The following is a 26,169-nucleotide window of genomic DNA, read 5'->3' as shown; positions in this document are numbered from 1 at the left end:
GTTTTGATTATAGCTGACTGGTAAACCGGTTGAATGTTTCCTTTGCCTGCATTACCAGCTCATCCTTATCTATATTTAAAAGTTCTCCATCTCTTTTAGCGATTTTTCCTCCAATAGCCACAAATTCTATGTTGGCAGGTTGAGCGGCTTCTGTCATTAAATGATATGGTCTGTTTCCGGTTGAAAAATTAAGATCATTTTTTCTTAACATAATTAAATCTGCTCTCTTTCCCGGGGTAATAGAACCCGTTTTATCCTGGATTTTTTGGATCTTTGCTGCATCTGTAGTGACCATTTTTAATATTTCTTCCGGCAGTATTTCAAATTCATTTTTAGCTTCCGCATTTGCTATATTCTGAAGAACTTTTATTACTGCAAATAAATTGGCATTTCCTGAAAGTGCAGTAGTGTCTACTCCTACGCCAAGGCGAACTTTAGACTTCCTGAACCTGTTTATTTGAGGAAAACCAAAGCCTATACGCATTTCAGTAAAAGGAGTCATCGTTACCGAAGCCCCCGTTGAGGCAATTTTCTCTATTTCTTCATCTGTAACTTTATTTGCGTGAATTATATTCACATCATTATCAAGCAGGCCTTTATTATAAAGCTGTTCAATTTGTCCCCTTTGGTTAACATGTATATCGATAGGCATACCAAGTTCTCTTGCCCGTTCCCAGTCTTCCTTCAGGAAAGGAGAATCAACCGAGCGTGCTCCCAGTCCAAGGGCAATATCCTTATATTTGTCATTATTACTGGTAATCTCCAGTACCTGCTTAATTCCTTCAAAATCTGTAGGCGTATCCGGAGCCAGGTCACGATATCCGCCATAGGCTACCCTTCCCTTTAATCCTGCTTCTGCAATTCCTTCAAAACTGGCCATTACAAATTCTGGACTGCGGGCATTATGATTAAAGTCATTCACACAGGTAATTCCCGAATTGATAGCTTCAGCAGCAGCAAAACGGGCGGCCAGTTTCATGTCTTCAGGAGTATATAATTTACTGAAGCGTTCAGTCATTTGGAAGTAACCCTTTTCTTTTTCATTACCGGCCATGCTTCTAAGAAGAGAAGTCCAAAGGTGCCAGTGATTATCAATTAATCCCGGCATAAGAATGGCACCTTCTCCTTCTATAACATGAATGTCATGCGGAATTTGCACATTTCTGGAAATGGTTTTTATAAACCCGTTTTCGACTAAAACGGAAGCCCTTCCAAAATTTCCTATTTCAGGATCCATGCTGATAACCTGTGCATCTTTAATAAGAAAACTATCTGAAGCATCAGTTTTGGGGTTACCTATATCTTCTTCAAAGGAGAAGGCTTTAAAAGGCAAAAAGCCGCTGACAGATAAAGTCCCGGCTTTTTTTAAAAAATCTCTTCGGAATATTTTCATATAAAGGCTTTTCTATAAAATTAGAATATCTACTGAAGAAAGCCTAATAATACTCTTTATAAAAGAATATGAATCATTTCTTTTTTCTGTTCATAAGAAGAAAATGGTCCAGGGAATATTTACCGGCTCCCGTAATCAACAGCAGTAAAAATCCCAGTAGATAAAGAAAGGGAAGTTCCTGCCTGCCCCATCCATCTGAAATATGAACAATTAATGCCGCCGTTATCATGGTGCAAACAATGGGAATAGCGGCAAGACGGGTGGCAAAACCAAGCATGATTAGAACTGCACAAACAAATTCAGCAAAAACAGCAAAAGTAAAAGTAGTGACTTCTCCCAGGCCTATAGGATCCATAAAGCTGATTTCCTCTTCTCCAAAAAAAGTTATCAGTTTAGGGACTCCATGTGTTAACATAAGAGCAGAAATGCCAATTCTGAAAATAAGAAGGCCAATATCAACCTGGGAAAGATTAAGACTTGTGGTATAAGATTTTTGCATGGGAAATTTTTTTGTGTTTGAAAGATAATAAAAATGTGGAAACAATCTCTTCTTCTCTACTTAAATGCTGACATCTTGAATTGAATTTAGCATCTAAAAATTAAACATTATGTATTTCATCGATTTTATTTGTCTTTAATCTGATTTTTGAATGAAAACTATTACTTTAGCGCCAGTAATAAATGTCAGATCTTATATGAAAGCTTATTTCTCAATAGTATTTATTATTTGCTGCATGATTTGCAATGCACAAACAAGTGCTACAGCAAATTTCACAGCATCAGTTACTATTGTTGAACCAATAGCGATTTCTACCACTTCTAATATGAACTTTGCCAGTATAGATGCAAAATCCGGGGGGGAGGTAACCATAACTCCTGGTGATGCAAGGCTAACTTCAGGTGGGGTAGAATTAAAAGATGCCACAGGAGCTTCTGCTGCAAGTTTTGAAGTTAAAGGACAGAAAGGCTTTACCTATTCCATTAGTTTACCTGAAAATGAACAAATACTTACAAACGGGAGCGAATCTATAATCATTAAAAACTTTGTAAGTGATTTCACCTCCGGAAGCCTTGCTGACGGTTCCCACGTGATAAAGGTGGGAGCTACACTGGATATAGCGCCTAACCAAATTCCAGGTATATATAGGAGCTCCGGAGCCATGCCTGTTACTGTGAACTACAATTAGAATTGGTTATTTCAATCAATAATCTCTTATTATTCCTCTTATTTTTCTTTTCCTTAAAGGCCCTTAACCACCGATAAGTGGCCTAATCCCATTCATTTTCTTGTTAAAGCATAGCCAAAAAATGCACTTTAACGAGTATTACATGTATAATAACGATTTTATTTTGAAGACATAGGTGCATCAGTGCATATTTGCAGTGTTAAACAAAACAACCCAATTAAATAACACTATCAAAAACCTACTTGTTATGAAAAAGATTACATTTATTTTATTCGCTCTTATCGCCGGAACTACATTTGCTCAAAGCAGTGCTTCAGGAACAGCTACAGTAAACGCTGAAATTGTTAGTCCTATTTCAATCACTGACGGAACAGATTTAGATTTTGGTAGAATTATTGGAAATACAGCAGGAGGAACAGTTACTGTTGCTACAAATGGTGAAAGAACAGCAGATAATGATGATCTATTAGCACCAAGTACAACAGTACAGTCAGCTTCTTTTAGTGTAAAGGCAGCAGAAGGATATACTTATAAAGTCGAGATTCCTGAAGTAAATTTAACAGGAGCTGGTGATGCTATGCCTGTGGTGTTCACCAGTAGTTTGGGTAATGCAAATATAGTTGGTACCGGCGCGGCTCAGACACTGAATGTTGGTGGTGCATTAAAAGTAAATGCCAGCCAGGCAGAAGGAAACTATACAGGAACAGTTGAAGTAACTGTTGCTTACGAATAATAAAGAATAAGCTTTAAATTATAACGCCGCCCATTGTGGCGGCGTTTTTAATTATCAACTGTTGCCTTTACTTCAGAAATATGAATAAACTTGCCTTTTTTCTTTTTTTGGTGTTCGTTGTACCCGCAACAAAACTGTTTGCACAGGCTTCGTCCTCTGCCAGTATTACCAGCAGGGCTACAGTGATAGAACCGATAAGAATTGATAAATCGGTTGATTTGGATTTTGGAAACGTAATAAGTGCCTATAATCCAGGAAGCGTGGTGCTTTCCCCCGATGGTTCCAGAATTGCTTATGGGGTGCAAATTTCCAATTCCTTTCCCGGTAATGTAAGTCCGGCTGAAGCTGTGGTAACGCATGGAAGTAATAATTATTCTATTACAATGCCTGAATCTTTTACACTTTATAACCAGGAAAATCCCGGCCAGTCGTTAACCATTGACGAATTTACTGTAGCACCGGAAGAAGGATTTTCTGCAGATATCATTAAAATTGGCGCACGGCTTCACCTGTCTGCTAATCAACTTTCAGGCTATTACACTAATTCTACAGGTTTTAATGTGACAGTGTCTTATAATTAATTCTAATTTTCTTAACCTTCTAGTTCTTGTTTTATTACTTTTGCTTCCAATTAGACAAGATATTAACCATAATCCTGCCCCGGATATGAAAAAATTTCTACTTAACCTATTTACACTTTCTTTGTTATTTCTTTTATTCTGCACCGGAACCATTTCCTATGCCCAGGGAGATCTTATGATTATGCCCAAAAGGCTGGTATTTGATGGTTCTGAACGTTCGCAGGAGATAAACCTTGCAAATACCGGAAGTGATACAGCAGTATACGCCGTTTCTTTTGTGAATTACAAAATGACTGAAAACGGAAATTTTGAACAGGTACAGGAGCCTGAAGATGGACAGCGATTTGCTACAAATTTCTTAAGATATTTTCCCAGAAGGGTAAGTCTTGCCCCAAACGAGGCGCAGACAATAAGAGTTCAGCTCACCCGAACCGGAGATCTGGAAAATGGTGAATACCGTTCTCACATGTATTTTAGAGCTGTAGAAGAGCAAACCGCTCTTGGCGAGGAACAAACAGAGGAAGCAGAGGGTATATCCATTAATATAAAAACTGTTTTTGGCATAAGTATTCCTATCATCATTCGGGAAGGACAATCTAATACCCGGGTGGAACTGGACAACATAAGCCTCCAATCTAAAGATCAAGATCATACTCTTTCTATGGTTATTAATCGTAGCGGAAATATGTCGGTTTACGGAAATTTAAAGGTGGAACATATTGCCCCCAATGGAACAACTACAGAAGTAGGACTGGTAAAAGGAATCTCTGTTTATACTCCTAACCAGAAGAGAAATTTCAGTTTTGAACTTCAAAATACTGAAGCGGTAGATTTGAACAGCGGGAAATTAAATATTTCCTATTCAGAAGATAAAGGCGGCACTTTAATAAATACGTCCTACAATCTCTAAAGATTGTTTGTATAGTATTTATAGTTCCCCACCCCCTATCTTAATGAAATTCTCCCCTAACCTTTTTCGTCATATACTCTTTTGCGCATTCCTAATTACAGGAGTTCTGGCGCATAGCCAGAGTATTGGAAGACCTACAATTATAGGTGCCCCTGCTTGCCAGGGTTCAAATATTACCATAAGGTTTACAGTTACCAATGGAGGTAGCGGCACCTATGGCTTTACCACTTCCACCAGATATGATGTTTATCTGGGTACTGGTTTTAATTCACTCAACGACTACTCTGTAATAACAAGTTTTACTTCGGAAACAGCTCCGGTATATGCTTCAGGGGCCAGTGCAACCATAACTAAAACTATAACTTTACCATATAATATTGCTAATCGCACAGATTATAGAATTGGTATAGATTCAGAAAATCCTGACCCGGAGCATTATTCAATTTATGTTTCTGACCCGTTTCAGGTAGGAGAAGCCGGTTCCGGAGCAGATCAAAATCTTACAGGCAACGATAATTGGGTAGGCCATATTTACAATGGTCAATTTGGCACTTACCTGGGGAGGTACAGTAAACCTGCAATTTTTGATGAAAACTTCGGAAATTCAAGTTGTTTTAGTTTTTCTTACAACGGGCGGGCAGGTGTTGTAAATACTGAAACCTTCTCGGTAAGGTATAGAATGAGAAGTTCCCTGAAGGGGTTGTACACAGTAGCTATAGGCTCTGATGATGGAAGCAGGCTCAATATTGATGGAACTCAGGTATATAATCAATGGAGTGACCATGGCTATATCGAAAATCAAAATATTCTAATAAGCCTTTCAGGTAGCAGCAATCTTGTTTTGGACTATTACGAGAACGGAGGAGCAAACAGGATAAGCTTAAATAGCAACTCAAGACCTTTAATTCAGAATAACCTAACCCAAAATATAACACAAAGCATTTATATAGGAAATACCGGCCAGACTATAAGTGGAGACACTTATGAAACTTATGGCAGCCTTCCGGTAGGAATTAGTAAAACAGGTTCAGGTTACCAGTGGTATTATAGTACAAGTGAGGGAGGTGCCAAAAATGCAATTCCAGGTGCAACCGGTGCAACTTATACTCCATCTACCAATATTACCCCTTTTAATACTTCCGGAAATTATTACTTATATAGAAATGCAAGGCTAAGCAGCTCAAACAACATGTTGGCTGAACCCTACCAGGCTTCTAACGAATCTAATGTAGCCAGGATAACTATTGAGCCAGGTGCAGCCATAATCCGGCAACCGGAAAACCAAACGATTTGTCAAAGTAGTTCCGCCACGTTTTCGATACAGGCAGCAGGAACCAATTTATCTTACCAGTGGTATGCCTACAATGGATACGGCTGGATCTTACTTAACAATAATGAGAAATATAGCGGCTCTACCTCTAACACTTTAAATATTACGGATGTACAGACCAATATGAATAATTACCTGTTTCGCGTAGTAGTAAAATCAGAAGGCTCTAATGAGCAAACTTCTGCCAGCGCTACTTTAAGAGTCACGGAAGGGCCGGGATGGGTTTCGCAAAATCCGGACAAGGCAATTTGTGCCGGAGAAAATACTTTTTTCCAGGCATATTCTTCTGAAGCAAGCTTTCAATGGCAGGTAAGCAAAAATGGAGGTTCTTCATGGTCCAATTTAGTAAACGATTTTAATTACAACAATGTTACCAGCAGTAGGCTGGAAATTAGAAATACCTCGGCATCAATGAATAATTATCTATACCGGGCCCTGGTTTTCAAAAATGGTTGCAGCCTTTCTGCCTCGCCATCTAAGCTCAATGTTAACCCGCTTCCGGTTATTACAGCTCAACCTTCCAATCAAAGTATTTCCGTTAATAATAATGCTGTTTTTGAAGTTGGAGCATCTGGTAATAATATAAATTACCGGTGGCAGGCAAACTCCGGCTATGGTTGGGGAGATATTTATGATGATGCCAATCAAAATGGAACCAGCACTGCGAGGTTAATAATTAATAATGTACAAAATAACCAAACCGGCAACAAATATAGGCTAAGAATAACGAATAGCTTTGGTTGCAATATAATTTCCAATGAAGCAAGCCTTACTGTAATATCTGGTCCATGTGGAGACAGGGAAGGCGGCCAAAATTTTCAGGATAATCAAAATCTTACGGCAACAGATTCCTGGAGGGGCCATGTTTATAACGGAACAAACTTGGAAACCTATATAGGGTTTTATAATGAACCAGAAACTTTTGATCAAAATTTTGGAGGTGATGCGAACTGCTTTGAAGTAACCGCTAATTCCACGCCGGTTACTGTTTATACTGAAACATTTTCTGTTCGGTACAAAATGAATTCCAGCAGAAAAGGTTTATATGTGGCAGATTTGGGTTCCGATGACGGATCAAGGTTAAAAGTTGACGGAAATTTGGTTTATGATAATTGGACGCCACAATCTTACAGCGTGAAACCACGCGTTTTATTTAGTCTCTCCGGGGAAAGCGTACTGGAATATGATTTTTTTGAGAATGGTGGAGGAAATAGGGTAAATTTCACCAATTTGGTACAGCTGCTGGAAAACAGGCTATCAGTTAATTTTGAACAGCATGCCTGCCCGGGAACTTCTGCTAACCCCATCTCGGGAGATAATATTGGTCCATTGCCAACCGGGATAGAAACGGTTGGATCCGGGTATCAATGGACATACAGTACAACTCCCGGTGGGTCCCGAATTAATATTACAGGGGCAACTGCGGCAGGTTTTACACCAGATATTAATGCCGCCCCCTTCAACAGCCCGGGCGAATATTATATTTATAGGAATATTAATTTGTCCAGTAATAATAATGTTGGAATAGAATCTTATACGGTATCCCATGAGTCCAATCCCGCCATTCTTGTGGTGGGAAGCCAAATTTCCAATAACCATATCAGTTTTGGGGAAACTGGAGTAGTTTGTGCTACAGCATATGAAAATGCTACTCTTAGTATAGCCGCCCCTGCAGGCACTGGTTTTACTGAAGTTTTGTTTGCAAGCTACGGTACTCCTGGTGGTAACTGTGAAAATTTCAGTTTTGGTGCCTGTCATGCCTCTTCCAGTCAAACTATAGTTGAAGATTATTTAATTGGAAACAATAGTGGCCGCATACCTGCAACAAATTCCGTTTTTGGTGATCCTTGTGTGGGAACCGCTAAAAATTTATTTGTCCAGGCAGCTTATAGGAAACCTGTGGAACCCATTTGCAGCGGAACCAGCCCCGGTACCATTACCGGTTCTGCTGTACAGGGAGGTACAGCCATATCTTATCTTTGGCAGAGCAGTACCACCGGCGCCGATTCAGGATTTAGTATAGCTGCTGGAGAGAATAATCTTCAAAACTATAATCCTGGGGCATTAAACAAAACTACCTGGTTCAGGAGAAAAGCCATTTCTGAAAATTGTTCAGAAAATATATCAGAAGTGGTGAAAATAGATGTCTATGCTGAAATTAGCAATAACACCATTACAGCGGGAGATACCGAAATTTGTATTAATACCAGCCCTGCTGCTTTAACAGGAACAATTGCTGAAGCCGGAAATATAAACTTTACGTATAACTGGGAAGTGAGTACCACAGGACCGGACAGTGGTTTTTCTGCCGCTTCGGGAACAAATAATTCAAAAGATTACGCACCAGGGGTTTTAACACAAACTACCTGGTTTAGAAGAACTGTATCTTCTGCTAGCTGCGGAAGCAATATTTCCAACGTGATGAAAATAACAGTCACTCCACTTCCTTCCGTGGTTTTAAATGAACCAGTTACAATTTGCAGGGGGCAAACCACTTACCTAACCGGTAATTTTAGTGGAAATGGTCCCTGGAAGGTCACCGCGAAAATGGGAGCCAGTACGTTTACTTTTAATGTGCCACAAGAACAAAGCACATACTCAATTCCCGTAACGCCAGAATTTAGTACTATTTATACCGTTACAGGAATTACCGATGTTAACGGATGTTTTAATGGTGAAGATGTTTCTGTTTCTGTTAATGTTTTGCAGGAAACATCCTGGACAGGGGCCCGGGATACCAATTGGAACAATCCGGCCAACTGGAGTTGCAATGTTGTTCCAAATTTGGATATAGATGTCCGTATTCCTTCAGGATTACAAAATTACCCGATTTTAAGCAGTGGTATAAACGGTCTTTCCAGAAACCTGAACATTGAAAATGGAGCATCCGTGGAAATTGTGGAAAATTGGCTAAAAGTTGCCGGTAATCTCTCAAATTCTGGGCAGCTAAATACAGTAAGCGGGAGTATGGCCTTTGTAGGTAATTCTGCCCAGATAATTTCTTCAGGTGCATTTACAAACAACAGAATTAAAAACTTGAGTATTAACAATAACAGCGGAGTAACTTCTGAAGCAGTTATAGAAGTCACCGGAATATTAAAGGCTGAAAATGGCCATTTTGAAACCGGTAATCAGCTTACCCTAATTTCAGATGAAACGCATACCGCGCTTATTGATGGATCCGGAAATGGAGAAGTCACAGGTTTGGTGGATATGCAGCGTTATCTGGATGTTGCGTTTGGTTATAAATATTTCAGCTCCCCTTTTCAACGTTCCACTGTAGGAGAATTTAGTCCTTTCACACCTCTTACCGACCCGGAGACCAGCTTCTCCAATTTCTACCGTTACGATGAAAACAGGCGTATAGACAGCCTTAATATAGATGCCACCGGCTGGGAAGCCTATACCACCACTTCCTCTCCTTTAAATAAAATTGAAGGTTATGCGGTAAATTTTGGAGTAAGCAATGATCCTGTTACTGTTGAGTTAACCGGGGAAGTAAATAATGGTTACTTCAGCAGAAACCTTCAAAATCATAAACGGGAATATACACAAGGTTTTCACCTGGTTGGTAACCCCTACCCTTCTCCTATAAATTGGGATGCTTCCGGTGGATGGACCAAAACAAATATTGATAACGGGATTTACTTTTTTACTGCAGGGGATTCGTCACGCTATACAGGGACTTATACTTCTTATGTAAATGGTATTTCAAGTGCCGATGGAAAATCTTCAAATATTATCCCGTCCATGCAGGGCTTTTTTGTGAAAGTAAGTGATAGTGAAACGGGTTCCTACCCGGTAAACGGAACTTTAGGAATGGATAATGCGGTGAGAATTGTGGATTTTGAACAGGTATTTTTAAAATCGAGGATTATTGATGAGAAACAGCTGCTAAGATTAACCGCCGGTTTTGGCAATTCTGAAGATAAAGATGCCATGGTAGTCTATTTTTCCAATATGTACAATACAGATTTTGAAAAAAATATGGATGCTCATAAAATGATGAATACCGATACCCGTGTTCCCAATCTTTACAGCATTAGTACAGATGATAAGCAATTATCCATAAATGCCCTTCCCTTCCCGAAAAGCGGTAGCTATAAAAAAATTCCACTGGGAATAAGAACAGAAAAAAGCGGCAGTATGGAAATTCGCCTGGAGGATATTGTAAACCTTCCGCTAAACTTCCACATTTATCTTATTGATATGAAAAGGAAAATCGGACAGGATCTAAAAAATAATCCTGTTTATTCCTTCAGCATAAGTAAAGGAGTAAACAACAGCAGGTTCCAGTTAATGTTTTCCGAAGAAGAAATCACCGATCCCGCTATTGCTTTTGATGAACTTTTCAGCGTGAAAAACGAGGGAACTAAAGTAAGCGTACAACTGAATTTAAAAGAAGATCAGCAAGGGACACTGCAGGTTAGCAGCGTTACCGGACAGATCCTTGAGGTTAAAGAAGGCCGTGGGAAGGAAATTGTGGAATTTGGGGCCATTACCAGTAAAGGGGTTTATTTTATCAATTTATATGTGGGCGAGCAGCGCATTTCTAAAAAAGTACTCATTAAATAAGAAAACATTTATGCACATTCCTGGCCTATTATTGAGGTTTTCTTTGCTGATTTCGCTCCTATCCGGGGTGGCCAGACTTTCTGCACAGGAAAATCCGCCAATTCCCGTAAGCGTGGAAGTGAACACCTCCCAGTTTCTCAATTTTGGAGCTTTTACCGTTGGACCAAACGGCGGTACTATAACCGTAACTCCAGATGGCAATCGTACCCGTACCGGAAATATATACCTGCTTCACCTGGGAGAAACTCCTTCTCCTGCCCTTTTTGATGTTATGGCAAATCCCGGAACTATTATCCAGATAAATGCACCAGGTAACGTTAAACTTACCGGCTCCAATGGCGGCGAGATTTACCTGGATATAAATAGTTTTAGTACCGGAAATCTCTTTATCACCACTGTAAATCCACCAGCCGTTAATTCGGTTTTTGTAGGTGGGATGCTGCGAATAAGCAATCAGGCTGCAGCAGTTCCCGGCCGTTATAATGGCACATTCACCTTGATTTTTAATCACGAATAATAAGAACTTCAATTAATGGAAGGTAGTTTCCCCGGCTTCTTATTTTTTGAACTAAAGACAAAAAAGCGAACTGCATTAATTTTAATGCTGCTGTTCTTGCTATTGAATATTCCTAATCTTAAAGCACAGGAGGTATTTCCTGAATATGATGAATTGACTGTAGAGATCAATATTGCAAAAATGGGAGTTATCGAAATTCCTATTACCATAAAAGAGCAGGAAGCATTTTTACCGGTAAGACAGCTTTTTGATTATCTGAAGGTAAAAAACGAAATACGGAATGGTAAAATTTCCGGATTTATTATCCATCCGGATTCTACCTACCAAATAAATCCTGAAACTGCAGAGATATACTTCAGAAATAAAGTTTATCCGGTTTCCGCTTCAGACTTTATTGAGTCTCCTACCGGGTTATATCTCAATTCAGATTATTTTGGTGAAATCTTTGGTTTAAACACTAGTTTTTCTTTCCGAAGTCTCTCTGTAAAGCTGGAAACCGATCTTGAACTTCCCGCCATTAAAGAAATGAGACTTCAAAAAATGAGGGAGAACCTGGACCAGGTTACAGGAGTAATTAAACCCGACACCAGTATTGCACGAAATTATCCCTTTTTAAAAGCGGGAACATTGGATTGGGGTGTAGTTACCACTCAACAGGAGAACCTGGAAAACGACAACAGGTTTACTCTTGGGCTTGGTACGATGTTTCTTGGTGGGGAGACTAACCTGCTGTTAAATTACTCCACCAGGGTTCCTTTTGATTCCCGAAACCAGTTCTACCAGTGGCGGTATATTAATAACACTAACAAAATTTTCAAACAAGTCTCTGTTGGACGAATTTTTACCAGGGCTACTTCTTCGCTTTTTGCTCCCGTGGCCGGGGTGCAGGTGAGCAACACACCAATGCAGAACCGCAGGTCTTTTGGGAGCTATATTTTAAGTGATTATACTGAACCGCGCTGGACGGTGGAGCTGTATGTAAATAATGTACTGATTAATTTTACTGAAGCTGACGCTTCCGGTTTTTATACTTTTGAAGTTCCGCTGATGTATGGAAGTACAGCCGTGAGCCTTCGATTTTATGGCCCATGGGGAGAGGAACGTATAGAAGAGCGGGTGATAAATATTCCTTATAATTTTGTTCCTAAGGAAGAACTGGAATACACACTTAGCGCGGGAGTGGTAGAAGATGAAGATAACAGGCGGTTTTCACGGCTAGATCTTAATTATGGATTAAGTAACGGGATCACTATTGGAGGTGGTGCCGAATATCTATCTGAAGTACAGAGTGGTGAGATAATGCCATTTATAAGTTCCTCCATGCGCCTGGCCCCTAACCTGCTTTTTTCCGGAGAATACATGTATGGTGTAAAAGGAGAAGGAATATTAAGCTATCAGGCTCCCAGAAACCTTCAGATAGATTTGAATTACGCAAAGTACCATGAAGACCAGACAGCGATAAATTATAATTATCTGGAAGAGCGGAAAATAAGTTTTTCTGCTCCTATCCGTACCAAAAGATTTTCCCTGTTCAGCAGGTTTAGTATCAACCAGATAATTATGCCGGCAACTGAATTTACCACGGCCCAGCTCCTGTTGTCCGGTGCAGTAATGGGTATCAGCACTAATTTCACTACCTATGGGATCTATAACGACAGGACTAAAGATCCAACTGTTTACAGTACCTTGTCGCAAACCTACCGCCTGCCCTATCAGATCTTACTTTCTCCACAGCTCCAGTACGATTTTAGCAGGCAGCAGGTGAATAATGCTATTTTGGAAGCAGAGCGGCCTGTATTTCAAGGTGGGTTTGTAAACATGGCTTATGAGAGCAATTTTATTAGTGATGCACATATTTTTGAAATCGGTTTAAGGTACACCTTCAATTTTGCACAGACATCCCTTAATTCGCGTATAGGCAACAAAAATACTTCTTATGTACAATCGGCGCGGGGCAGCTTTATGCTGGATGATAATACCGGGCACGTGATTGCAAGTCATCGTACCGCCATTTCTAAAGCCGCACTAACTATTCTCCCATTCCTGGATTATAATAGGAACGGAATTAAAGATCCTATGGAACCTGGTGTCCCGGGGATGAAACTTAAAAATCCCGGTATGCTTTCATACAATGAAGACAGGACTATTCTACGTATTAGCGAACTACAGCCTTACATAGATATTCTACTGGAAATTGATCCGACCAGTCTGGATAATATTGCATGGAAAATTCCCAATCCAAAAATCAGGGTAACTACTATTCCCAATCAGTTTACTGAAATTCAGGTACCGGTGGAAATAATGGGAGAAGTGGCAGGAATGGTTTATTTAAAGCAGGGAAGTAATATTGAAGGACAGGGAAGAATAATTATAAATATTTTTGATGAAAAAGGTAATCGTGCTGCCCGGATACTTAGTGAAGGAGACGGTTATTTTACCTATCTGGGATTAAAACCAGGAGATTATACTGCAAAAATTGACACTGAACAATTAGAAAAACTGGGTTATAAGGCATCACCCGAAGAAAAAGCTTTTGAAATACAGGTTGATGAATACGGCGATATTGTGGATTCACTGGAATTTATTTTAGAAAAATCGGATACGCAGTAAAATTTACATTATGCTAAAAACTGAATTTTAGAGACTTCATCTTGAGTTTTTAAGACAGAAGCAAAACCACTTAGCTCCCATAGTTTCGAGACAAAAACAAGATTACTTTACTGCAAGACCTCTTTCGGCTACCGCAAATCCAGTAATCACCATACAATTAGCAATGAAAGAAAAGCCTGAATCTTTAGCTTCAGAATAAGAAAAAAGTAGTAGCACAATACCTGTTAATACTGCAGAGATTAGTTGGATATCCATTAATTATCCAGCCAATCTGTGTGAAAAAATTCTCCCCGGGCTTTATCAGTTCGTTCATAAGTATGAGCGCCAAAATAATCCCTCTGCGCCTGTATCATATTTGCTGAAGATTGGGCAGAAGTGAAACTATGCAGGTAATTTACTGCAGAAGACATTAACGGCATGGGGAAACCTGCATTTATGGCATTTCCTACAATCTGGTTTAAATGCGGCTGGTATTCTTTTATCCGCTTTGATATTTCTTTATTCATCAAGAGGTTTTTAGACGGAGAATGTTTTAGTAATTCAATAAGTTCCTCCATTAATTGCGACCTGATAATACAGCCATTGGTCCAGATACGGGCAATTTCAGATAAGTTAAGATTCCAGTTATAGCTTTTTGAAGCTTCCAAAAGTAGATCAAAACCTATGGCGTGGTTAATAATACTGCCGGCTTTAAAAGCATTGAATAATCCTTCTGAAATTTCTTCTACAGAGGTGAAAGCTTGTTGATTGTTCCCATACATTTCCACGGCTTGCGTTCTTTCCTGCTTTTTTCCGGAAATGTTCCTGGCAAGTACAGCCGCGGTAATGGTATCTAAAGGTACACCCAGTTCCAGGGCAGCGTTTGTAGACCAACCACCTGTTCCTTTTTGTTTGGCAGCATCAAGGATTTTGTCTATAAGAAAGCCATTGTCTTCTCTCTTTCTAAGAATATCTACGGATATTTCAAGAAGAAAACTTTTCATATCCCTGTTCCAGTTTTCAAAAATTGAAGCTATTTCTTCCGGAGAGGCTTTTGCGCCAAATCTCAAGAGGTGATAAGCTTCTGAAATCAACTGCATTTCTCCATATTCTACACCATTATGCAGCATTTTCACAAAATGTCCTGCTCCGTTAGGTCCCACATGAGTACAGCAGGGATCACCATTTTTATCACGGGCAGCAATGGTTTCTAATATGCCTCCCACACGATTATAGGCTTCATCTGACCCACCGGGCATAATGGAAGGTCCCTTCCTGGCTCCTTCTTCCCCACCCGAAATACCGGCTCCCATAAATAAGATACCTTGTTTTTTCAATTCTTTTTCTCTCCTGATAGTATCTTTATAATGGGAGTTTCCACCATCTATAATAAGATCGTCTTCATTTAAAAACGGCTGTAAACTTTCTATAACCAAATCTACGGCAGGGCCGGCATTTACCATCAGAATAATATTACGGGGCCGTTCCAAACTGGTCATAAATTTTTCCATATTATCAAACCAGGGAAAATCGTAAATGGACTTGTTTTCTGCAGCAAAATTTTTAGCAATATCTACCTCCAGCTCTTCCACATGCCGGTTAAACACAGAAACATCAACTCCTTTAGTTGCCAGGTTTATAGCCAGACTTTTACCCATAACTCCCAGGCCAACCAGGCCAACAGGAGCTTTACTGTTTCCCTGCAGCTTTGCAAGAATGGCCGCCATAATTTCTTCAACGGAACCATCTACATTTATATGAAAACCATACTTGGGCATTTCAAGGGTATCAAATTGGGATCTTAGCAATTCAGGTTTAAAGTAATGGTCTTTCCTGGCTGAAAGTCTTTTATGAATAACATCATATTCACTGTGAAGAAAAATCCATGTGATATTTTGTTTGGGAACCGATTGAAGCTGCTTCCTATACTCTTCCTTTAAAGCAGAACAAGCTAAAACAGCGCCACTATTTTTTTCCCATTCCAGAATGTTTGAAGCAAGGGTCTCCAGCCATTCTTCACGATCCTCATCTTTTAGCGCAATTCCATTCTTCATTTTCTCACGGTTAATACCGGGATGAAAATCATCGGCATCATAAAATTTTAAACCTAATTCTTCTGCCAAAAGTTTTCCTATGGTGGTTTTGCCCACTCCCGAAACTCCCATTACAATATAAACCTGCATAACTTTTACTGATTATAATTAACCTTCTGTATTTTTAATTTTCTTAATTCAGCGCCTAATTTAAAAGTTACCGTGTCCCCCAGCCTTTTACCGGTTAAGGCTCGGGCAATAGGAGCAACAAAAGCAATTTTCTGCTTTTTCACATCTGCCTCATCCACTCCTACAATCTGAAATTTTTGTTCCTGATTTTTATCCAGGTCTAAAAACGCTACTTCCGCTCCAAAGCGCACCTCGTCCTGCACCTGTTCACCAGGTTCCAGTACGCGTGCAGAATTAATCCGCTCTTTCAGAAGATTTAATTTACCATCAATTAAAGCCTGGCTCCGTCTCTTTTCCGTATCATCCTCAATTTCAAGCGAAGCCCTGTTTTGTTCCAGTTCATTTTTCTCATCCAGTAATTGTTGCAATCCCGCAGGTGTTACATAATTGGTTACACCTGCGGGCAATGCCGCTCTTGGAGGTATAATAGGTGCTTCTTCCTGGTCTTCTTCTTTTACAAATCCTCTGCTCATGTGATTTTAATTATCTATTTAACAAGTTACTCAAATTTTGCCTAAGAGAAAATCTGAAAACCTCCGGAATTTCAGAGGACGAAAGAAATGGTTAATTTTACACCATAACTTTTATTCTTCATGTCGAATCAAAAAAATCTGCTTGTTGTTGGCTATGTCTGGCCCGAGCCTGCTTCTTCTGCCGCGGGAAGCCGAATGATGCAGCTTCTGGACTTCTTTTTAGCAGAAAACTATTCAATTGTCTTTGCCACCACAGCAGTACCCACTCCTTTTATGGCCAATTTGAAGAAGATGGGCATTGCTACGAAAAACATCAAATTGAATGATCCTTCTTTTGATGATTTTCTGATGAAAATAAAGCCTCAAATTGTGCTTTTTGACCGTTTTATGATGGAGGAACAATTTGGTTGGCGGGTAGATAAAATTTGTCCTGAGGCACTGAAAATTTTAGACACCGAAGACCTTCATTTCCTAAGAGACGCAAGAATGCAGGCCTGGAAAAGACAAATTTTGCCTGAAGAAATATTTTTTGATTCCGATCTTACAAAAAGGGAAATAGCCGCAATCTACAGGTGCGACCTTTCCCTAATTATTTCTGAAGTGGAGATGGATTTACTTATCACTGACTTCAAAATTGATAAAAACCTGCTGCTGTATCTGCCGTTTTTTTTAGAAGGTATTTCTGAAGAAGAAATAAAGAATTTGCCTGATTTTAATTCCAGGAGTCATTTTTTGAGCATTGGTAATTTTAAACACGAACCTAACTGGAACGCTGTGCTTCAATTAAAAAAAGAAATCTGGCCGCTCATAAGGCAAAAACTGCCAAAAGCTGAACTTCATATCTACGGTGCTTATCCTACGCAAAAAGTACTGGACCTTCATCATAAAGCTTCGGGATTTTTAGTAAAGGGACGTGCAGAAAATGCATATGAAGTAATGAAAAATGCCAAAATATGTCTTGCCCCTCTTCAATTTGGCGCGGGCTTAAAAGGTAAATTTATAGATGCCATGCAATGTGGAACTCCTTCTGTAACCACTTCTGTGGGTGCTGAAGGAATAGCCGGTAATTTTCCCTGGAACGGCTTTATTGAAAATAAAACGAAAGATTTTGCTGAGAAAGCTGTTGGTTTATATCAAAATGAAAAGCAATGGATAAAAGCACAGAGAAATGGTTTTTCCATTATTAATCAGCGGTTTTCAAAACAAATTTTTGAACAGGAATTAATTGGGAAAATAAATGAATTAAATAAAAATCTACTTCAGCATAGAAGAAAGAATTTTACGGGGGCCATGCTGAAGCATCACCTTCATAAAAGCACTTATTTTATGTCAAGGTTTATAGAGGAAAAAAACAGGAAAACCGCCGACTAATGCCGACGGTTTTTCACTACACAAAAATGAACATTCATTAAAAATGCTCGCTAACAGAATGTTTAAGCTGTTTCAGATATTAAGGAGGTACTAAAAAGTTTTTCATTCAGTTTTCTAAGTGTGGCTATTTTATTTTCAGTATCTACAAGAAGTGAAATATTATTACTACTTCCTCCATAAGAAATCATCCTTACAGGAATGTCATTTAAAAGTTCAAAAAGCCTGTAGGTGTGCTTATCTTCTATTACAGATTCTCCCACCACGCAAATTATACTATGATTTTTTTCAACAGTAATTTCTGCATAAGAATCCAGTTCTGCTAAAATTTCATTTAAATTACGATCATCATCAATAGTGAGCGAAATAGCAATCTCAGAAGTTGTAATCATGTCTATGGCAGTTTCATAATTGTCAAAAACATCAAAAATTTTTCGAAGGAAACCGTGGGCCATCAACATTCGGTTAGATTTGATTTTAATCGCTGTTATACCATCTTTTGCTGAAATAGCCTTTAATCCTTTATGCCTTACCTCAGGTGAAATACGTGTCCCACTGGATTCTGGAGTGAAAGTATTTTTAAGATAAATAGGAATATTTTTATCCATTACGGGAGATATGGTTTGAGGATGCAAAATTTTTGCACCGAAATAAGCCAGTTCCGCAGCTTCTTCAAAACTCAGTTCTGATATTCGGTGTGTATTTTCCACATAGCGGGGGTCATTATTATGAAAACCATCAATATCTGTCCATATCTGTACTTCTTTAGCATTAATTGAAGCGCCTAAAATGGTGGCCGTGTAATCGCTTCCTCCTCTTTTAAGAGTACTTATTTGATTATTTTTATTAATGCAAACAAAGCCCTGGGTAATGTAAATATCGCTCTGGTCTTTAGCTGAAGTAACTTCTTCAAATAACTCTCCCACTCTTCTCGTGTCCGGATTCTCAAGATTGCTCACATACATGAATTCTTTTGCATCCAGCCATTGATTATTAATACCCTCACTTTTGAGAAATTGAGAGAAAATGATGGTTAAGATTGTTTCCCCAAAAGTGACAATTTCAGAATATACAGTTTCGGAATGTGTTTTTTTGGTAGTATTTTCAAGTTCACCGAAAATTTTATTTAACCGAAGATTGGTCTCCTGTTTAATTTGGTTATTCTGGATAAGCTCATTAATTGCTAATTCATGCTTTAACCGAAGATCATCAATTACTTTAGAAATCTCACCTAAATTTCCGGCTTTCATCAAATCAGAAATTTTGACCAGTTCATTGGTAACCCCTGCCATCGCCGAAAGAACCAAAATTTTTTCTCCCGGTTGGGAAAGAACTATATTTTTTACATTTCTTATGCTTTCTACAGCGCCTACAGAAGTTCCTCCGAATTTTAATATTCTCATCATCAAAAAATTAGTGATGCATAATTAGTTTTTCCGGGCTCGTTCCCCAAGAAAACGACACATTTTACATATATTCGTACAAATTGTATAATATTTAACATGAAGACTATTACCACCTGCGTTCACAATATTATAAAGCATCAGCCATTTCTTGATGATGCCATGGCGAGGGATATTATTAACTTTAGCGGGCTTGCCGCCGATATCCAGCCACAGGTTGAAACAGAAATGCGGAAGTCTGTTAAACAGGGATCCATAATTATGGCATTGCGCCGTTATGCACCAAAGCGTAGTAAGGTGAACATGAATGCGCTCCGCAACCTTGGAGATATTGTGGTACGCTCAGGTGTTACAGAATATACCTTTCTTAATTCAAACAGTATCATTGCCAATAAAGCACGCCTACTGGAAGCAGTAAAAGATAAAACAGGTGTTTACCTTAACTACTCCAGCAATTATCAGGAAAGCAATATTCTCGTTTCCTCCTCTCTTACAGATTTGGTTGAAGATTGCTTTAGAAGTGAAATTAGAGTTTCGGTTAAGAATGAATTATCTTCAATTACGATTGCTCTTCCGCAGAACAGTTCAAAAACGGTCGGGATGTATTTCTACATATTTAAATTATTAGCCTATGAAGGCATTCCGGTGTTTGAAATGATTTCTACCTCTAACTATTTTACAATTTTTCTTGAAAAGGAGTTTGTGAATAAGGCTTTCCTGCTTATGAATGAGATTAAAATATAAATTTACCAGAAATCAAAAAATACTCCGGTTATGGCTACGGCAGCTATTAAAATGATAAGCACTATAGCGATAAAAGTACCTCCAAATTTGGTCTTCTTATTATCTTCTACGATATAATCCTCCGTACTGTGGTTGTGTTTGTTCGTGTTTTCCATAATTAATGGATAATTTATTAGTTTAATTGATACCACCAGATGGCATTTTGCAAGTTCATTGGCAATACCAGCTGATTTCGGTCTTCAATATATAAAATATCCCCGGAACTTTTTTCGGCAGTCAATATTAACTCTTTCTCCCCCTGCCTGTTTACTTTAAAAATTCTTCCTGTACCCCAGTCGGATACATAAAAGGAATTCCCGTCAATTTTCTGAAGGCCATCTACATTTCCTATCCCGCCTGTAGTTACCTGTTCTATGGTTTTATCATCAGGATTAATCACGTTTAAATTTCCAGGTTCTTCATTTCCCCAGGATCCCACATATAACATATTATCTACCATTAAAACACCATTCGGGTCCTTAAGTTCATCAGAATTAAGCCATTCCGATACTTCACCTTCTTCAGGATCAAAAACATAAATGCTGTTTTTTCCCATATCAGAAATATAAATATTATCATTTTCTCCCAGGGTAACATCATTAAGTGATTTAGCTCCTTCCACTTCAAAAATATCGGTTATTTCGCCACTTTCAGCATCTATTTGAATAAACTCGGTATTATTACTCACATAAAGCTGCCCCTTATGAAAAAGCAAACCTTTTGGATCTTCCAAACCTGTTATCCACTTTAGTGTTTCTATTTTACCGTCTTTATTGAGTCGGGAAATAAATCCATCACCTTTAGTATTACCAGCCATATTCGATACATACCAAAAAGAACCGGAAGGATGCTGTATAATCGATTCCGGATGGCTGAAGCCTTCTTCCTTTTTAATCAGTTGTGCCCTGTCTTCCTGCGCTAAGCTGATTGTTCCACAAAAAAGAAGCATTAAAAAAATTCTACAAGTTGACATATTATTTTTAATGTTAATATACTGAAAAAGGAGCTTATCAGAAATTTTTAGGTAAAGTTTTGCTAAAGAATAACTTCCGGTGATTTTCTTGTTTAATTTTATCTGAAAATAAACTTCATGAAAAATATTATCAGGGCAATTCTTGCCGGATGGGGTGCCAAAAAATTTGGCGGCGGCTGCGGGTGTATAGGAATTATAGTTGTTTTTATAATATTGTGGATTTTGCTGGGATACCTCGGGCTTGGTTCATAGTTATTTATAATCTTCAACCAGTACGTTCCATTCCATCGTTTTTAATATACTTACCAATGTAGGATTTATCTCCTTCAGCAGTGGTGAATCTTTTGGAAAGCTATAACTATAGTAATCTTTCTTAAGGGTTTTCTCCAGGACTTCAACTTCATCCTGAAGATTTCTCTCATTAATCTTATACTTCAGCATTGGCACATCATAAACAAAAAGAGAAGTTTCTTTGTTTAGAACCGCATTGATTCCCTCTTCTTCTGAAAGTACAAGCGCACTTTCAATATTATAAAGCTCGAGAAATTCCTGTGAACTGGAATTAGAAACAGTGGTTACTTCAAATTTATCAAGATCCTGAACAGAGGAAATCTCATCATTCATGGTGCTTATCGTAAGCGAAGAAGCAATTCCAGCCGTTAAACTTGAAATCATGATTATGGCCATAAACATCCATATAAAACCAATTATGCGGCCCCCTGTGGTTCGTGGTGATTTATCGCCATATCCTACGGTGGTCATTGTAACTGCACTCCACCAAAAACCTTCCATAATGCCACGAGGGCTATTCCCAAATTCTTCCTGGTTATGTTTCCGTTCAAAAATCCAAACAAGAAAACCGAAAATAAAAATAACCCCTACCAGAATAAGAATAGCAGAAATAAAATTCCAACTCAGAATATTTCCAATATAACTCCATATATGAGACTCTTTTCTTTTCGCTATACCGGTATTGGAAATGAAGTACGGCTGTGAAAAATCCATTATCTTCATCCTGTTATCAGTAACGGTAATAGGATTAATACTAAAATCCACTTCCTTATTTTGTATGGCATTTAAAAGGTCGGTAAGGGAATTGTATGATTTGAACTCGTAGTCTTTGTTCAGTTTATCATTTACCAGTTCCCACGAAGAAATACTTAATCCTGAATATCCACCATTTTCGGAATAGATAAAAGGCGGTGCTTCAGTAATTCCTATGCTTAGTTTCTGCGGAATTTGTACTGAATCCTGTACGCCGGCAAATGAAGAAAAGTAGATGAAGATTAAACTTAATACCGGGAAATAAAATTTCATAAGAAGATGCTGCTTTTGCTGATGTTAAGCAGGTAAAATAACAAAAATCCCTCTTAATCTAAATTTTTATTTCGGAGTTGTTATTTTGTTACCTTTTCGGAAAGGCTGTCATTTTCTACCACGTAGATAATTTCAAGCTTTTTACGACCAAAGTTCCGGGCTTTCTTTACATTTTTACCCATGTATATATCGATTTTATTTTTCCAGCGATAATGCATTTTATCTTTGACTAAAAATTCTCCGTTAAAACCTTCAATTTTCACCCTTGTATTGTAGTCAAGACCTTTTTTTATAAGATCCCTGGAAACTGCAATTGCTTTGGTGCCGGGTTTTAATGTATCTCCCCAGGCAGTTATATTGGGATCACCTTCTGCCTGGTAATGAAGAGAATTATATGCCGAAACAGTGACATTAAGAGTATCCCAATTTACATCCGGCTGACGGTTCTTCTTTGAATCACAAGCTAAAAAAATAATCATAAGTATCCAGAGTAAAACCCTTAATGAGCTTATACTATAAATCCTTAAAAGGTTTTTCAGCCTATACATAATTGATAATTTACAAGGTCCAGCCTTCGCGGTAATCCCGTTTTACATATCTATTTGCTTCTTCCAGATTGGTTACACGCATTTTCCTGGCATCCCAGATCATTTGAATATTTCTACCGGGATAAGTATAAGATATATCTCCATTATCGTTCTTCTGCTCATTTCTGATATCCACTCCCCTTATGGCCAGATTGGCAATTAATAATGTTTCAGTTAATGGCCCTGCTATTTCAAAGGGAGAACTGACTTTCTTGTTGCCATATCCGGCTATGGCAGCTTCTATCCATTGCCCGTAATGACCATCTTCCCCACCGGGAACACGTGCTATGGTTTCGGGAACATTAACTTCTTCCATTCTTGAAGTAGGTATTAAGCGTGGGTTTCTTCCATATGTACTACACATCATCTTTCCTTTGGTACCAATAAATAAGACTCCATTGCCACCATCTCCAAATGTTTCATTCGGCCCTAATTCTTCCGGACGTGTAGGTTGGATGCCTCCATCCATCCAATGTAACTTAAGCTCGCCTTCGGTTTTTTCACTTTCAGGGAAAGTCATGGTAACATGGCTGGAAGGAGGGCAACTTTCAGGAAAATACCCTCTCTGGAATTCATCAACATAAACACTTCCCACACTGCATTGCACATCCTTGGGATATTTTAGATCCAGTACGCTGTAGGCAGGCTCAATAAGGTGACACCCCATATCTCCTAAGGCACCAGTACCGTAGTCCCACCAGCCGCGCCAGTTAAAGGGAACAAGTCCGCTAATGTATTCTTTATAAGGAGCTGTTCCTAACCATAGATCCCAATCCAGTTCCTTTGGAACTGCAGCATTACCTTCTTCGGGCCAGGGGATTCCCTGTGGCCATACGGGGCGATCTGTCCAAACATAAACACTGTGTACCTTACCAATTAAATCTGCCTTATACCATTCCTGCAATTTTCGCACGCCATCACCCGAAGCTCCCTGGTTCCCCATTTGGGTTACCACTTTATTTCTTTTAGCCCCTTCGGTAAGCATCCGTGCTTCATATATATCGTGAGTTAAAGGTTTTTGTACGAAAACATGTTTTCCTAAATTCATAGCGGCCATGGTTTGTACCGCATGGTTATGATCGGGAGTTGAAATGGAAACTGCATCAAAATTCTTAGCTTCTTTATCCAGCATTTCCCGGTAATCCTTATAAAATTTGGCTTTTGGAAAACGCGCGATAGAATTAGCAGCTCTTCTATTATCTACATCACAAAGAAAGCCAATTTCAGCTTTGCCGGTTTTTGCAAAATTATGAATATCACTTTCACCTTTTCCTCCCACTCCAATTCCGGCAACAATTAATTTATCACTGGGAGCAAGAAATCCCGGACCTCCCAAAACGTGCCTGGGAACTATACTTATGCCTGCGGTTGCAAGGGCAGTACTTTTAATAAATTTCCTTCTGGAGTTAGAATCAGGGGTTTCTTTTTTTATCATGCTACTGGATACTATTACTATAAATCTGAATGTGAGCAAAACATCATAATAAATTAACCGCAAGACTGGTTTAAAAGCTTATGAAGTTGGATTATTTATAGTAATATATAAAATTAAAAGATCAATTTGTTAAAATATGATCTGAAATTATAGAAAAAGGTTAATCTTTCTCAATATCAGGGCATAACCAACCGCTCAGTTTGGAAGTCCCTCATATAAATGTAACTTTGCAAAATTAAATGGCTGAAAATTAACGAGAAGCCAATTTTATAATTGTAAAATAAAACTATGAGTCAAGTAAAACAGAATGACACGGTAAAGGTACATTACACTGGAAAATTAACTGACGGACAGGTATTTGACAGCTCTGTAGAAAGAGGAGAACCTATCCAATTCACTCTTGGTCAGGGGCAGTTGATTCCAGGTTTTGAAAAAGGCCTTATCGACATGGAAGTGAACGAAAAAAAGACCATAAATATTCCGAAAGAAGAAGCTTACGGAGAACCAAGAGAGGAACTTGTTCAGGAAGTGCAAAAAAATCAATTACCTGAAGATATTAAGCCTGAAGTTGGTATGGGATTAGTTTCCAAAAGTCCTGACGGTAAGGAAATGAACCTCGTGGTAAAAGACGTGAAAGATGATACTATAGTGGTAGATGGGAATCACCCTCTTGCAGGAAAAGATCTTGTATTTGATCTGGAAGTTGTAGAGATAAAATAGAGGATACACCTTATATTTATAATGAAAAGCCCGGCATTAAATGCCGGGCTTTCTTTATTAATGATGGTTAAGTTTTTTATAATTATTTGAATTTAATCAAAGGTCTTTTTACCTTAAGATAAATCAAAAAATATATATTATGAAACGAAAAGCCACAGCAGTTTGGAAAGGTAACCTTAAAGAAGGCAGAGGAACTCTATCTACAGAAAGCGGAGTACTCGGGGAGACACAGTATTCCTATAAAACACGCTTTGAAGACGGAAAAGGAACTAACCCTGAAGAATTAATTGGTGCAGCACATTCCGGATGTTTTTCTATGCAATTATCTGCTTTCCTTGCAGAAGAAGGTTTTACCGCCGATAAGTTGGAGACCAACAGCGAAATTACTTTTGAAAATGGAGAAATTTCAAGATCCCATCTAATTTTAGAAGCAACTGTACCGAACATTGAAAAAGATAAATTTGAGGAGCTGGTAAATAAAGCAAAAGAAAACTGCCCTGTTTCTAAACTGTTAAAGACAGAAATTACCGTATCCTCTACTCTTATATGAAAGCTCCGGAACTGAAGCTGATAAATTTTAAAACCCAGAAATGATGGCGAAGAATAAATTGAGTTTTGAAAAATTTTCACAAGATGCCCATGAGTATATTAACAGTCTCGCAAGGAACTTAGGACACCCCAATGAAAAGGATAGGGTTTTAAGGTTATGGCGTGCGGTAATGCATACCATAAGGGACCGGATTCATTATGGCGAAAGCCTCCAGTTAATTGATCCCTTAAATACCCTTCTTAAGGGAATTTATGTTGAAAACTGGAAGTTTTCAGAGAAACCTACCCTGGACTACGACAATTTTCAGGAAATGGAACAGGAGGTGGAAAAGCTTCAGAATTTTTACGGGGAAGATGATTTTCCATGGAAAAAATCAACTAAAGACTTAATAATTATTACCCTGAATTCTCTAAAGTATTTTTTGACTAAGAATCAGCTGGAACATCTAAGGGGACAAATGCCAAAAGAGATAAAAGAAGAACTGGCTAGTAAGATTTAATAACTTATAGAAATCGAAGATTTA

At 38.6% G+C, this 26,169-nt stretch carries 23 protein-coding genes; 13 read left to right on the top strand and 10 right to left on the bottom strand.

The window, feature by feature from the left end; genetic code table 11:
• Positions 1 to 7 precede the first annotated feature (7 nt).
• Both RM539_RS10230 and RM539_RS10225 read right to left on the bottom strand, forming a co-directional pair.
• Positions 8 to 1,393: an amidohydrolase family protein gene (locus RM539_RS10230; protein WP_311503301.1), complete on the bottom strand. Its 1,386-nt coding sequence runs from the start codon at positions 1,391 to 1,393 to the stop codon at positions 8 to 10.
• A 73-nt stretch (positions 1,394 to 1,466) separates the two neighbouring features.
• Positions 1,467 to 1,892, bottom strand: a complete 426-nt coding sequence (locus tag RM539_RS10225) for a DoxX family protein (RefSeq protein ID WP_311503300.1) — start codon at positions 1,890 to 1,892, stop codon at positions 1,467 to 1,469.
• Positions 1,893 to 2,043: 151 nt separating this feature from the next.
• Between RM539_RS10225 and RM539_RS10220 the strand changes: the two genes are divergently transcribed.
• From RM539_RS10220 to RM539_RS10190, 7 genes are all read left to right on the top strand, one after another.
• The gene (locus tag RM539_RS10220) at positions 2,044 to 2,580 is read left to right on the top strand and encodes a DUF4402 domain-containing protein (RefSeq protein ID WP_311503299.1); all 537 of its coding nucleotides are present in this window, start codon (positions 2,044 to 2,046) and stop codon (positions 2,578 to 2,580) included.
• A 247-nt stretch (positions 2,581 to 2,827) separates the two neighbouring features.
• Positions 2,828 to 3,313 carry a DUF4402 domain-containing protein gene (locus RM539_RS10215; RefSeq protein WP_311503298.1) on the top strand — a complete coding sequence of 162 codons (486 nt, stop codon included), beginning with the start codon at positions 2,828 to 2,830 and terminating at the stop codon, positions 3,311 to 3,313.
• Between the two features lie 80 nt (positions 3,314 to 3,393).
• The gene (locus RM539_RS10210; protein WP_311503297.1) at positions 3,394 to 3,894 is read left to right on the top strand and encodes a DUF4402 domain-containing protein; all 501 of its coding nucleotides are present in this window, start codon (positions 3,394 to 3,396) and stop codon (positions 3,892 to 3,894) included.
• 85 nt (positions 3,895 to 3,979) lie between these two features.
• Positions 3,980 to 4,804, top strand: coding sequence for a fimbrial biogenesis chaperone (locus RM539_RS10205; RefSeq protein WP_311503296.1), 825 nt, complete (start codon positions 3,980 to 3,982; stop codon positions 4,802 to 4,804).
• 43 nt (positions 4,805 to 4,847) lie between these two features.
• Complete coding sequence (locus tag RM539_RS10200; protein WP_311503295.1) at positions 4,848 to 10,709, top strand: DUF8693 domain-containing protein; 5,862 nt, start codon at positions 4,848 to 4,850, stop codon at positions 10,707 to 10,709.
• A 10-nt stretch (positions 10,710 to 10,719) separates the two neighbouring features.
• On the top strand, positions 10,720 to 11,226 hold the full coding sequence (locus tag RM539_RS10195; RefSeq protein WP_311503294.1) for a DUF4402 domain-containing protein: 507 nt from the start codon (positions 10,720 to 10,722) through the stop codon (positions 11,224 to 11,226).
• Between the two features lie 15 nt (positions 11,227 to 11,241).
• Positions 11,242 to 13,836, top strand: coding sequence for a hypothetical protein (locus RM539_RS10190; RefSeq protein ID WP_311503293.1), 2,595 nt, complete (start codon positions 11,242 to 11,244; stop codon positions 13,834 to 13,836).
• A gap of 254 nt (positions 13,837 to 14,090) precedes the next feature.
• Here RM539_RS10190 and gndA read toward each other — a convergent pair whose 3' ends face one another.
• Together gndA and RM539_RS10180 are read right to left on the bottom strand one after the other, a co-directional pair.
• Positions 14,091 to 15,998, bottom strand: a complete 1,908-nt coding sequence (gene gndA / locus RM539_RS10185) for an NADP-dependent phosphogluconate dehydrogenase (protein ID WP_311503292.1) — start codon at positions 15,996 to 15,998, stop codon at positions 14,091 to 14,093.
• A gap of 5 nt (positions 15,999 to 16,003) precedes the next feature.
• Complete coding sequence (locus RM539_RS10180; protein ID WP_311503291.1) at positions 16,004 to 16,510, bottom strand: GreA/GreB family elongation factor; 507 nt, start codon at positions 16,508 to 16,510, stop codon at positions 16,004 to 16,006.
• Between the two features lie 120 nt (positions 16,511 to 16,630).
• Here RM539_RS10180 and RM539_RS10175 point away from each other — a divergent pair, with 120 nt between their 5' ends.
• Complete coding sequence (locus RM539_RS10175; RefSeq protein ID WP_311503290.1) at positions 16,631 to 17,881, top strand: glycosyltransferase; 1,251 nt, start codon at positions 16,631 to 16,633, stop codon at positions 17,879 to 17,881.
• Between the two features lie 62 nt (positions 17,882 to 17,943).
• On the opposite strand, the gene RM539_RS10170 is transcribed toward RM539_RS10175, so the two are convergent.
• Positions 17,944 to 19,281 (bottom strand): aspartate kinase, encoded by a 1,338-nt coding sequence (locus RM539_RS10170; protein ID WP_432264623.1) that lies wholly within the window; start codon positions 19,279 to 19,281, stop codon positions 17,944 to 17,946.
• Between the two features lie 99 nt (positions 19,282 to 19,380).
• Between RM539_RS10170 and RM539_RS10165 the strand changes: the two genes are divergently transcribed.
• Entirely contained in the window at positions 19,381 to 20,025 is a 645-nt protein-coding gene (locus RM539_RS10165) for a hypothetical protein (RefSeq protein WP_311503288.1), read from the top strand.
• Positions 20,026 to 20,027: 2 nt separating this feature from the next.
• Here the strand turns inward: RM539_RS10165 and RM539_RS10160 are convergent, their stop codons facing one another.
• A complete protein-coding gene (locus RM539_RS10160; RefSeq protein WP_311503287.1) occupies positions 20,028 to 20,180 on the bottom strand; it encodes a hypothetical protein in 153 nt (50 codons plus the stop codon).
• A gap of 17 nt (positions 20,181 to 20,197) precedes the next feature.
• Positions 20,198 to 21,013 (bottom strand): Vgb family protein, encoded by an 816-nt coding sequence (locus RM539_RS10155; protein ID WP_311503286.1) that lies wholly within the window; start codon positions 21,011 to 21,013, stop codon positions 20,198 to 20,200.
• 141 nt (positions 21,014 to 21,154) lie between these two features.
• Between RM539_RS10155 and RM539_RS10150 the strand changes: the two genes are divergently transcribed.
• Entirely contained in the window at positions 21,155 to 21,289 is a 135-nt protein-coding gene (locus tag RM539_RS10150) for a hypothetical protein (RefSeq protein WP_311503285.1), read from the top strand.
• Here the strand turns inward: RM539_RS10150 and RM539_RS10145 are convergent, their stop codons facing one another.
• The 3 genes from RM539_RS10145 to RM539_RS10135 form a co-directional block, all read right to left on the bottom strand.
• Positions 21,290 to 22,354: a transporter substrate-binding domain-containing protein gene (locus RM539_RS10145; protein ID WP_311503284.1), complete on the bottom strand. Its 1,065-nt coding sequence runs from the start codon at positions 22,352 to 22,354 to the stop codon at positions 21,290 to 21,292.
• An 80-nt stretch (positions 22,355 to 22,434) separates the two neighbouring features.
• A complete protein-coding gene (locus RM539_RS10140; RefSeq protein WP_311503283.1) occupies positions 22,435 to 22,833 on the bottom strand; it encodes a 3D domain-containing protein in 399 nt (132 codons plus the stop codon).
• A 79-nt stretch (positions 22,834 to 22,912) separates the two neighbouring features.
• Positions 22,913 to 24,376, bottom strand: a complete 1,464-nt coding sequence (locus RM539_RS10135; protein WP_311503282.1) for a Gfo/Idh/MocA family protein — start codon at positions 24,374 to 24,376, stop codon at positions 22,913 to 22,915.
• Between the two features lie 288 nt (positions 24,377 to 24,664).
• Here RM539_RS10135 and RM539_RS10130 point away from each other — a divergent pair, with 288 nt between their 5' ends.
• From RM539_RS10130 to RM539_RS10120, 3 genes are all read left to right on the top strand, one after another.
• Positions 24,665 to 25,096, top strand: a complete 432-nt coding sequence (locus tag RM539_RS10130) for an FKBP-type peptidyl-prolyl cis-trans isomerase (protein WP_311503281.1) — start codon at positions 24,665 to 24,667, stop codon at positions 25,094 to 25,096.
• A gap of 139 nt (positions 25,097 to 25,235) precedes the next feature.
• Positions 25,236 to 25,646: an OsmC family protein gene (locus tag RM539_RS10125; RefSeq protein WP_311503280.1), complete on the top strand. Its 411-nt coding sequence runs from the start codon at positions 25,236 to 25,238 to the stop codon at positions 25,644 to 25,646.
• A 40-nt stretch (positions 25,647 to 25,686) separates the two neighbouring features.
• A complete protein-coding gene (locus RM539_RS10120) occupies positions 25,687 to 26,145 on the top strand; it encodes a DUF2267 domain-containing protein (protein ID WP_311503279.1) in 459 nt (152 codons plus the stop codon).
• Positions 26,146 to 26,169: the final 24 nt, after the last annotated feature.

The sequence above is a fragment of the Autumnicola musiva genome, assembly GCF_031846585.1.
Lineage (GTDB): Bacteria > Bacteroidota > Bacteroidia > Flavobacteriales > Flavobacteriaceae > Autumnicola > Autumnicola musiva.
The sequence above is the reverse complement of the archived record's forward strand: the minus strand, read 5'-3'. Positions and strand labels throughout refer to the sequence as shown.

Coding starts and splice junctions, on each gene's coding strand:
- gndA (WP_311503292.1), bottom strand. CDS start 15,998: ATGCAGGTTTATATTGTAATGGGAGTTTCGGGAGTGGGCAAAACCACC.
- RM539_RS10195 (WP_311503294.1), top strand. CDS start 10,720: ATGCACATTCCTGGCCTATTATTGAGGTTTTCTTTGCTGATTTCGCTC.
- RM539_RS10225 (WP_311503300.1), bottom strand. CDS start 1,892: ATGCAAAAATCTTATACCACAAGTCTTAATCTTTCCCAGGTTGATATT.
- RM539_RS10205 (WP_311503296.1), top strand. CDS start 3,980: ATGAAAAAATTTCTACTTAACCTATTTACACTTTCTTTGTTATTTCTT.
- RM539_RS10125 (WP_311503280.1), top strand. CDS start 25,236: ATGAAACGAAAAGCCACAGCAGTTTGGAAAGGTAACCTTAAAGAAGGC.
- RM539_RS10150 (WP_311503285.1), top strand. CDS start 21,155: ATGAAAAATATTATCAGGGCAATTCTTGCCGGATGGGGTGCCAAAAAA.
- RM539_RS10175 (WP_311503290.1), top strand. CDS start 16,631: ATGTCGAATCAAAAAAATCTGCTTGTTGTTGGCTATGTCTGGCCCGAG.
- RM539_RS10220 (WP_311503299.1), top strand. CDS start 2,044: ATGAAAACTATTACTTTAGCGCCAGTAATAAATGTCAGATCTTATATG.
- RM539_RS10160 (WP_311503287.1), bottom strand. CDS start 20,180: ATGGAAAACACGAACAAACACAACCACAGTACGGAGGATTATATCGTA.
- RM539_RS10210 (WP_311503297.1), top strand. CDS start 3,394: ATGAATAAACTTGCCTTTTTTCTTTTTTTGGTGTTCGTTGTACCCGCA.
- RM539_RS10120 (WP_311503279.1), top strand. CDS start 25,687: ATGATGGCGAAGAATAAATTGAGTTTTGAAAAATTTTCACAAGATGCC.
- RM539_RS10230 (WP_311503301.1), bottom strand. CDS start 1,393: ATGAAAATATTCCGAAGAGATTTTTTAAAAAAAGCCGGGACTTTATCT.
- RM539_RS10170 (WP_432264623.1), bottom strand. CDS start 19,281: ATGAGAATATTAAAATTCGGAGGAACTTCTGTAGGCGCTGTAGAAAGC.
- RM539_RS10140 (WP_311503283.1), bottom strand. CDS start 22,833: ATGATTATTTTTTTAGCTTGTGATTCAAAGAAGAACCGTCAGCCGGAT.
- RM539_RS10215 (WP_311503298.1), top strand. CDS start 2,828: ATGAAAAAGATTACATTTATTTTATTCGCTCTTATCGCCGGAACTACA.
- RM539_RS10155 (WP_311503286.1), bottom strand. CDS start 21,013: ATGCTTCTTTTTTGTGGAACAATCAGCTTAGCGCAGGAAGACAGGGCA.
- RM539_RS10145 (WP_311503284.1), bottom strand. CDS start 22,354: ATGAAATTTTATTTCCCGGTATTAAGTTTAATCTTCATCTACTTTTCT.
- RM539_RS10135 (WP_311503282.1), bottom strand. CDS start 24,376: ATGATAAAAAAAGAAACCCCTGATTCTAACTCCAGAAGGAAATTTATT.
- RM539_RS10200 (WP_311503295.1), top strand. CDS start 4,848: ATGAAATTCTCCCCTAACCTTTTTCGTCATATACTCTTTTGCGCATTC.
- RM539_RS10130 (WP_311503281.1), top strand. CDS start 24,665: ATGAGTCAAGTAAAACAGAATGACACGGTAAAGGTACATTACACTGGA.
- RM539_RS10190 (WP_311503293.1), top strand. CDS start 11,242: ATGGAAGGTAGTTTCCCCGGCTTCTTATTTTTTGAACTAAAGACAAAA.
- RM539_RS10165 (WP_311503288.1), top strand. CDS start 19,381: ATGAAGACTATTACCACCTGCGTTCACAATATTATAAAGCATCAGCCA.
- RM539_RS10180 (WP_311503291.1), bottom strand. CDS start 16,510: ATGAGCAGAGGATTTGTAAAAGAAGAAGACCAGGAAGAAGCACCTATT.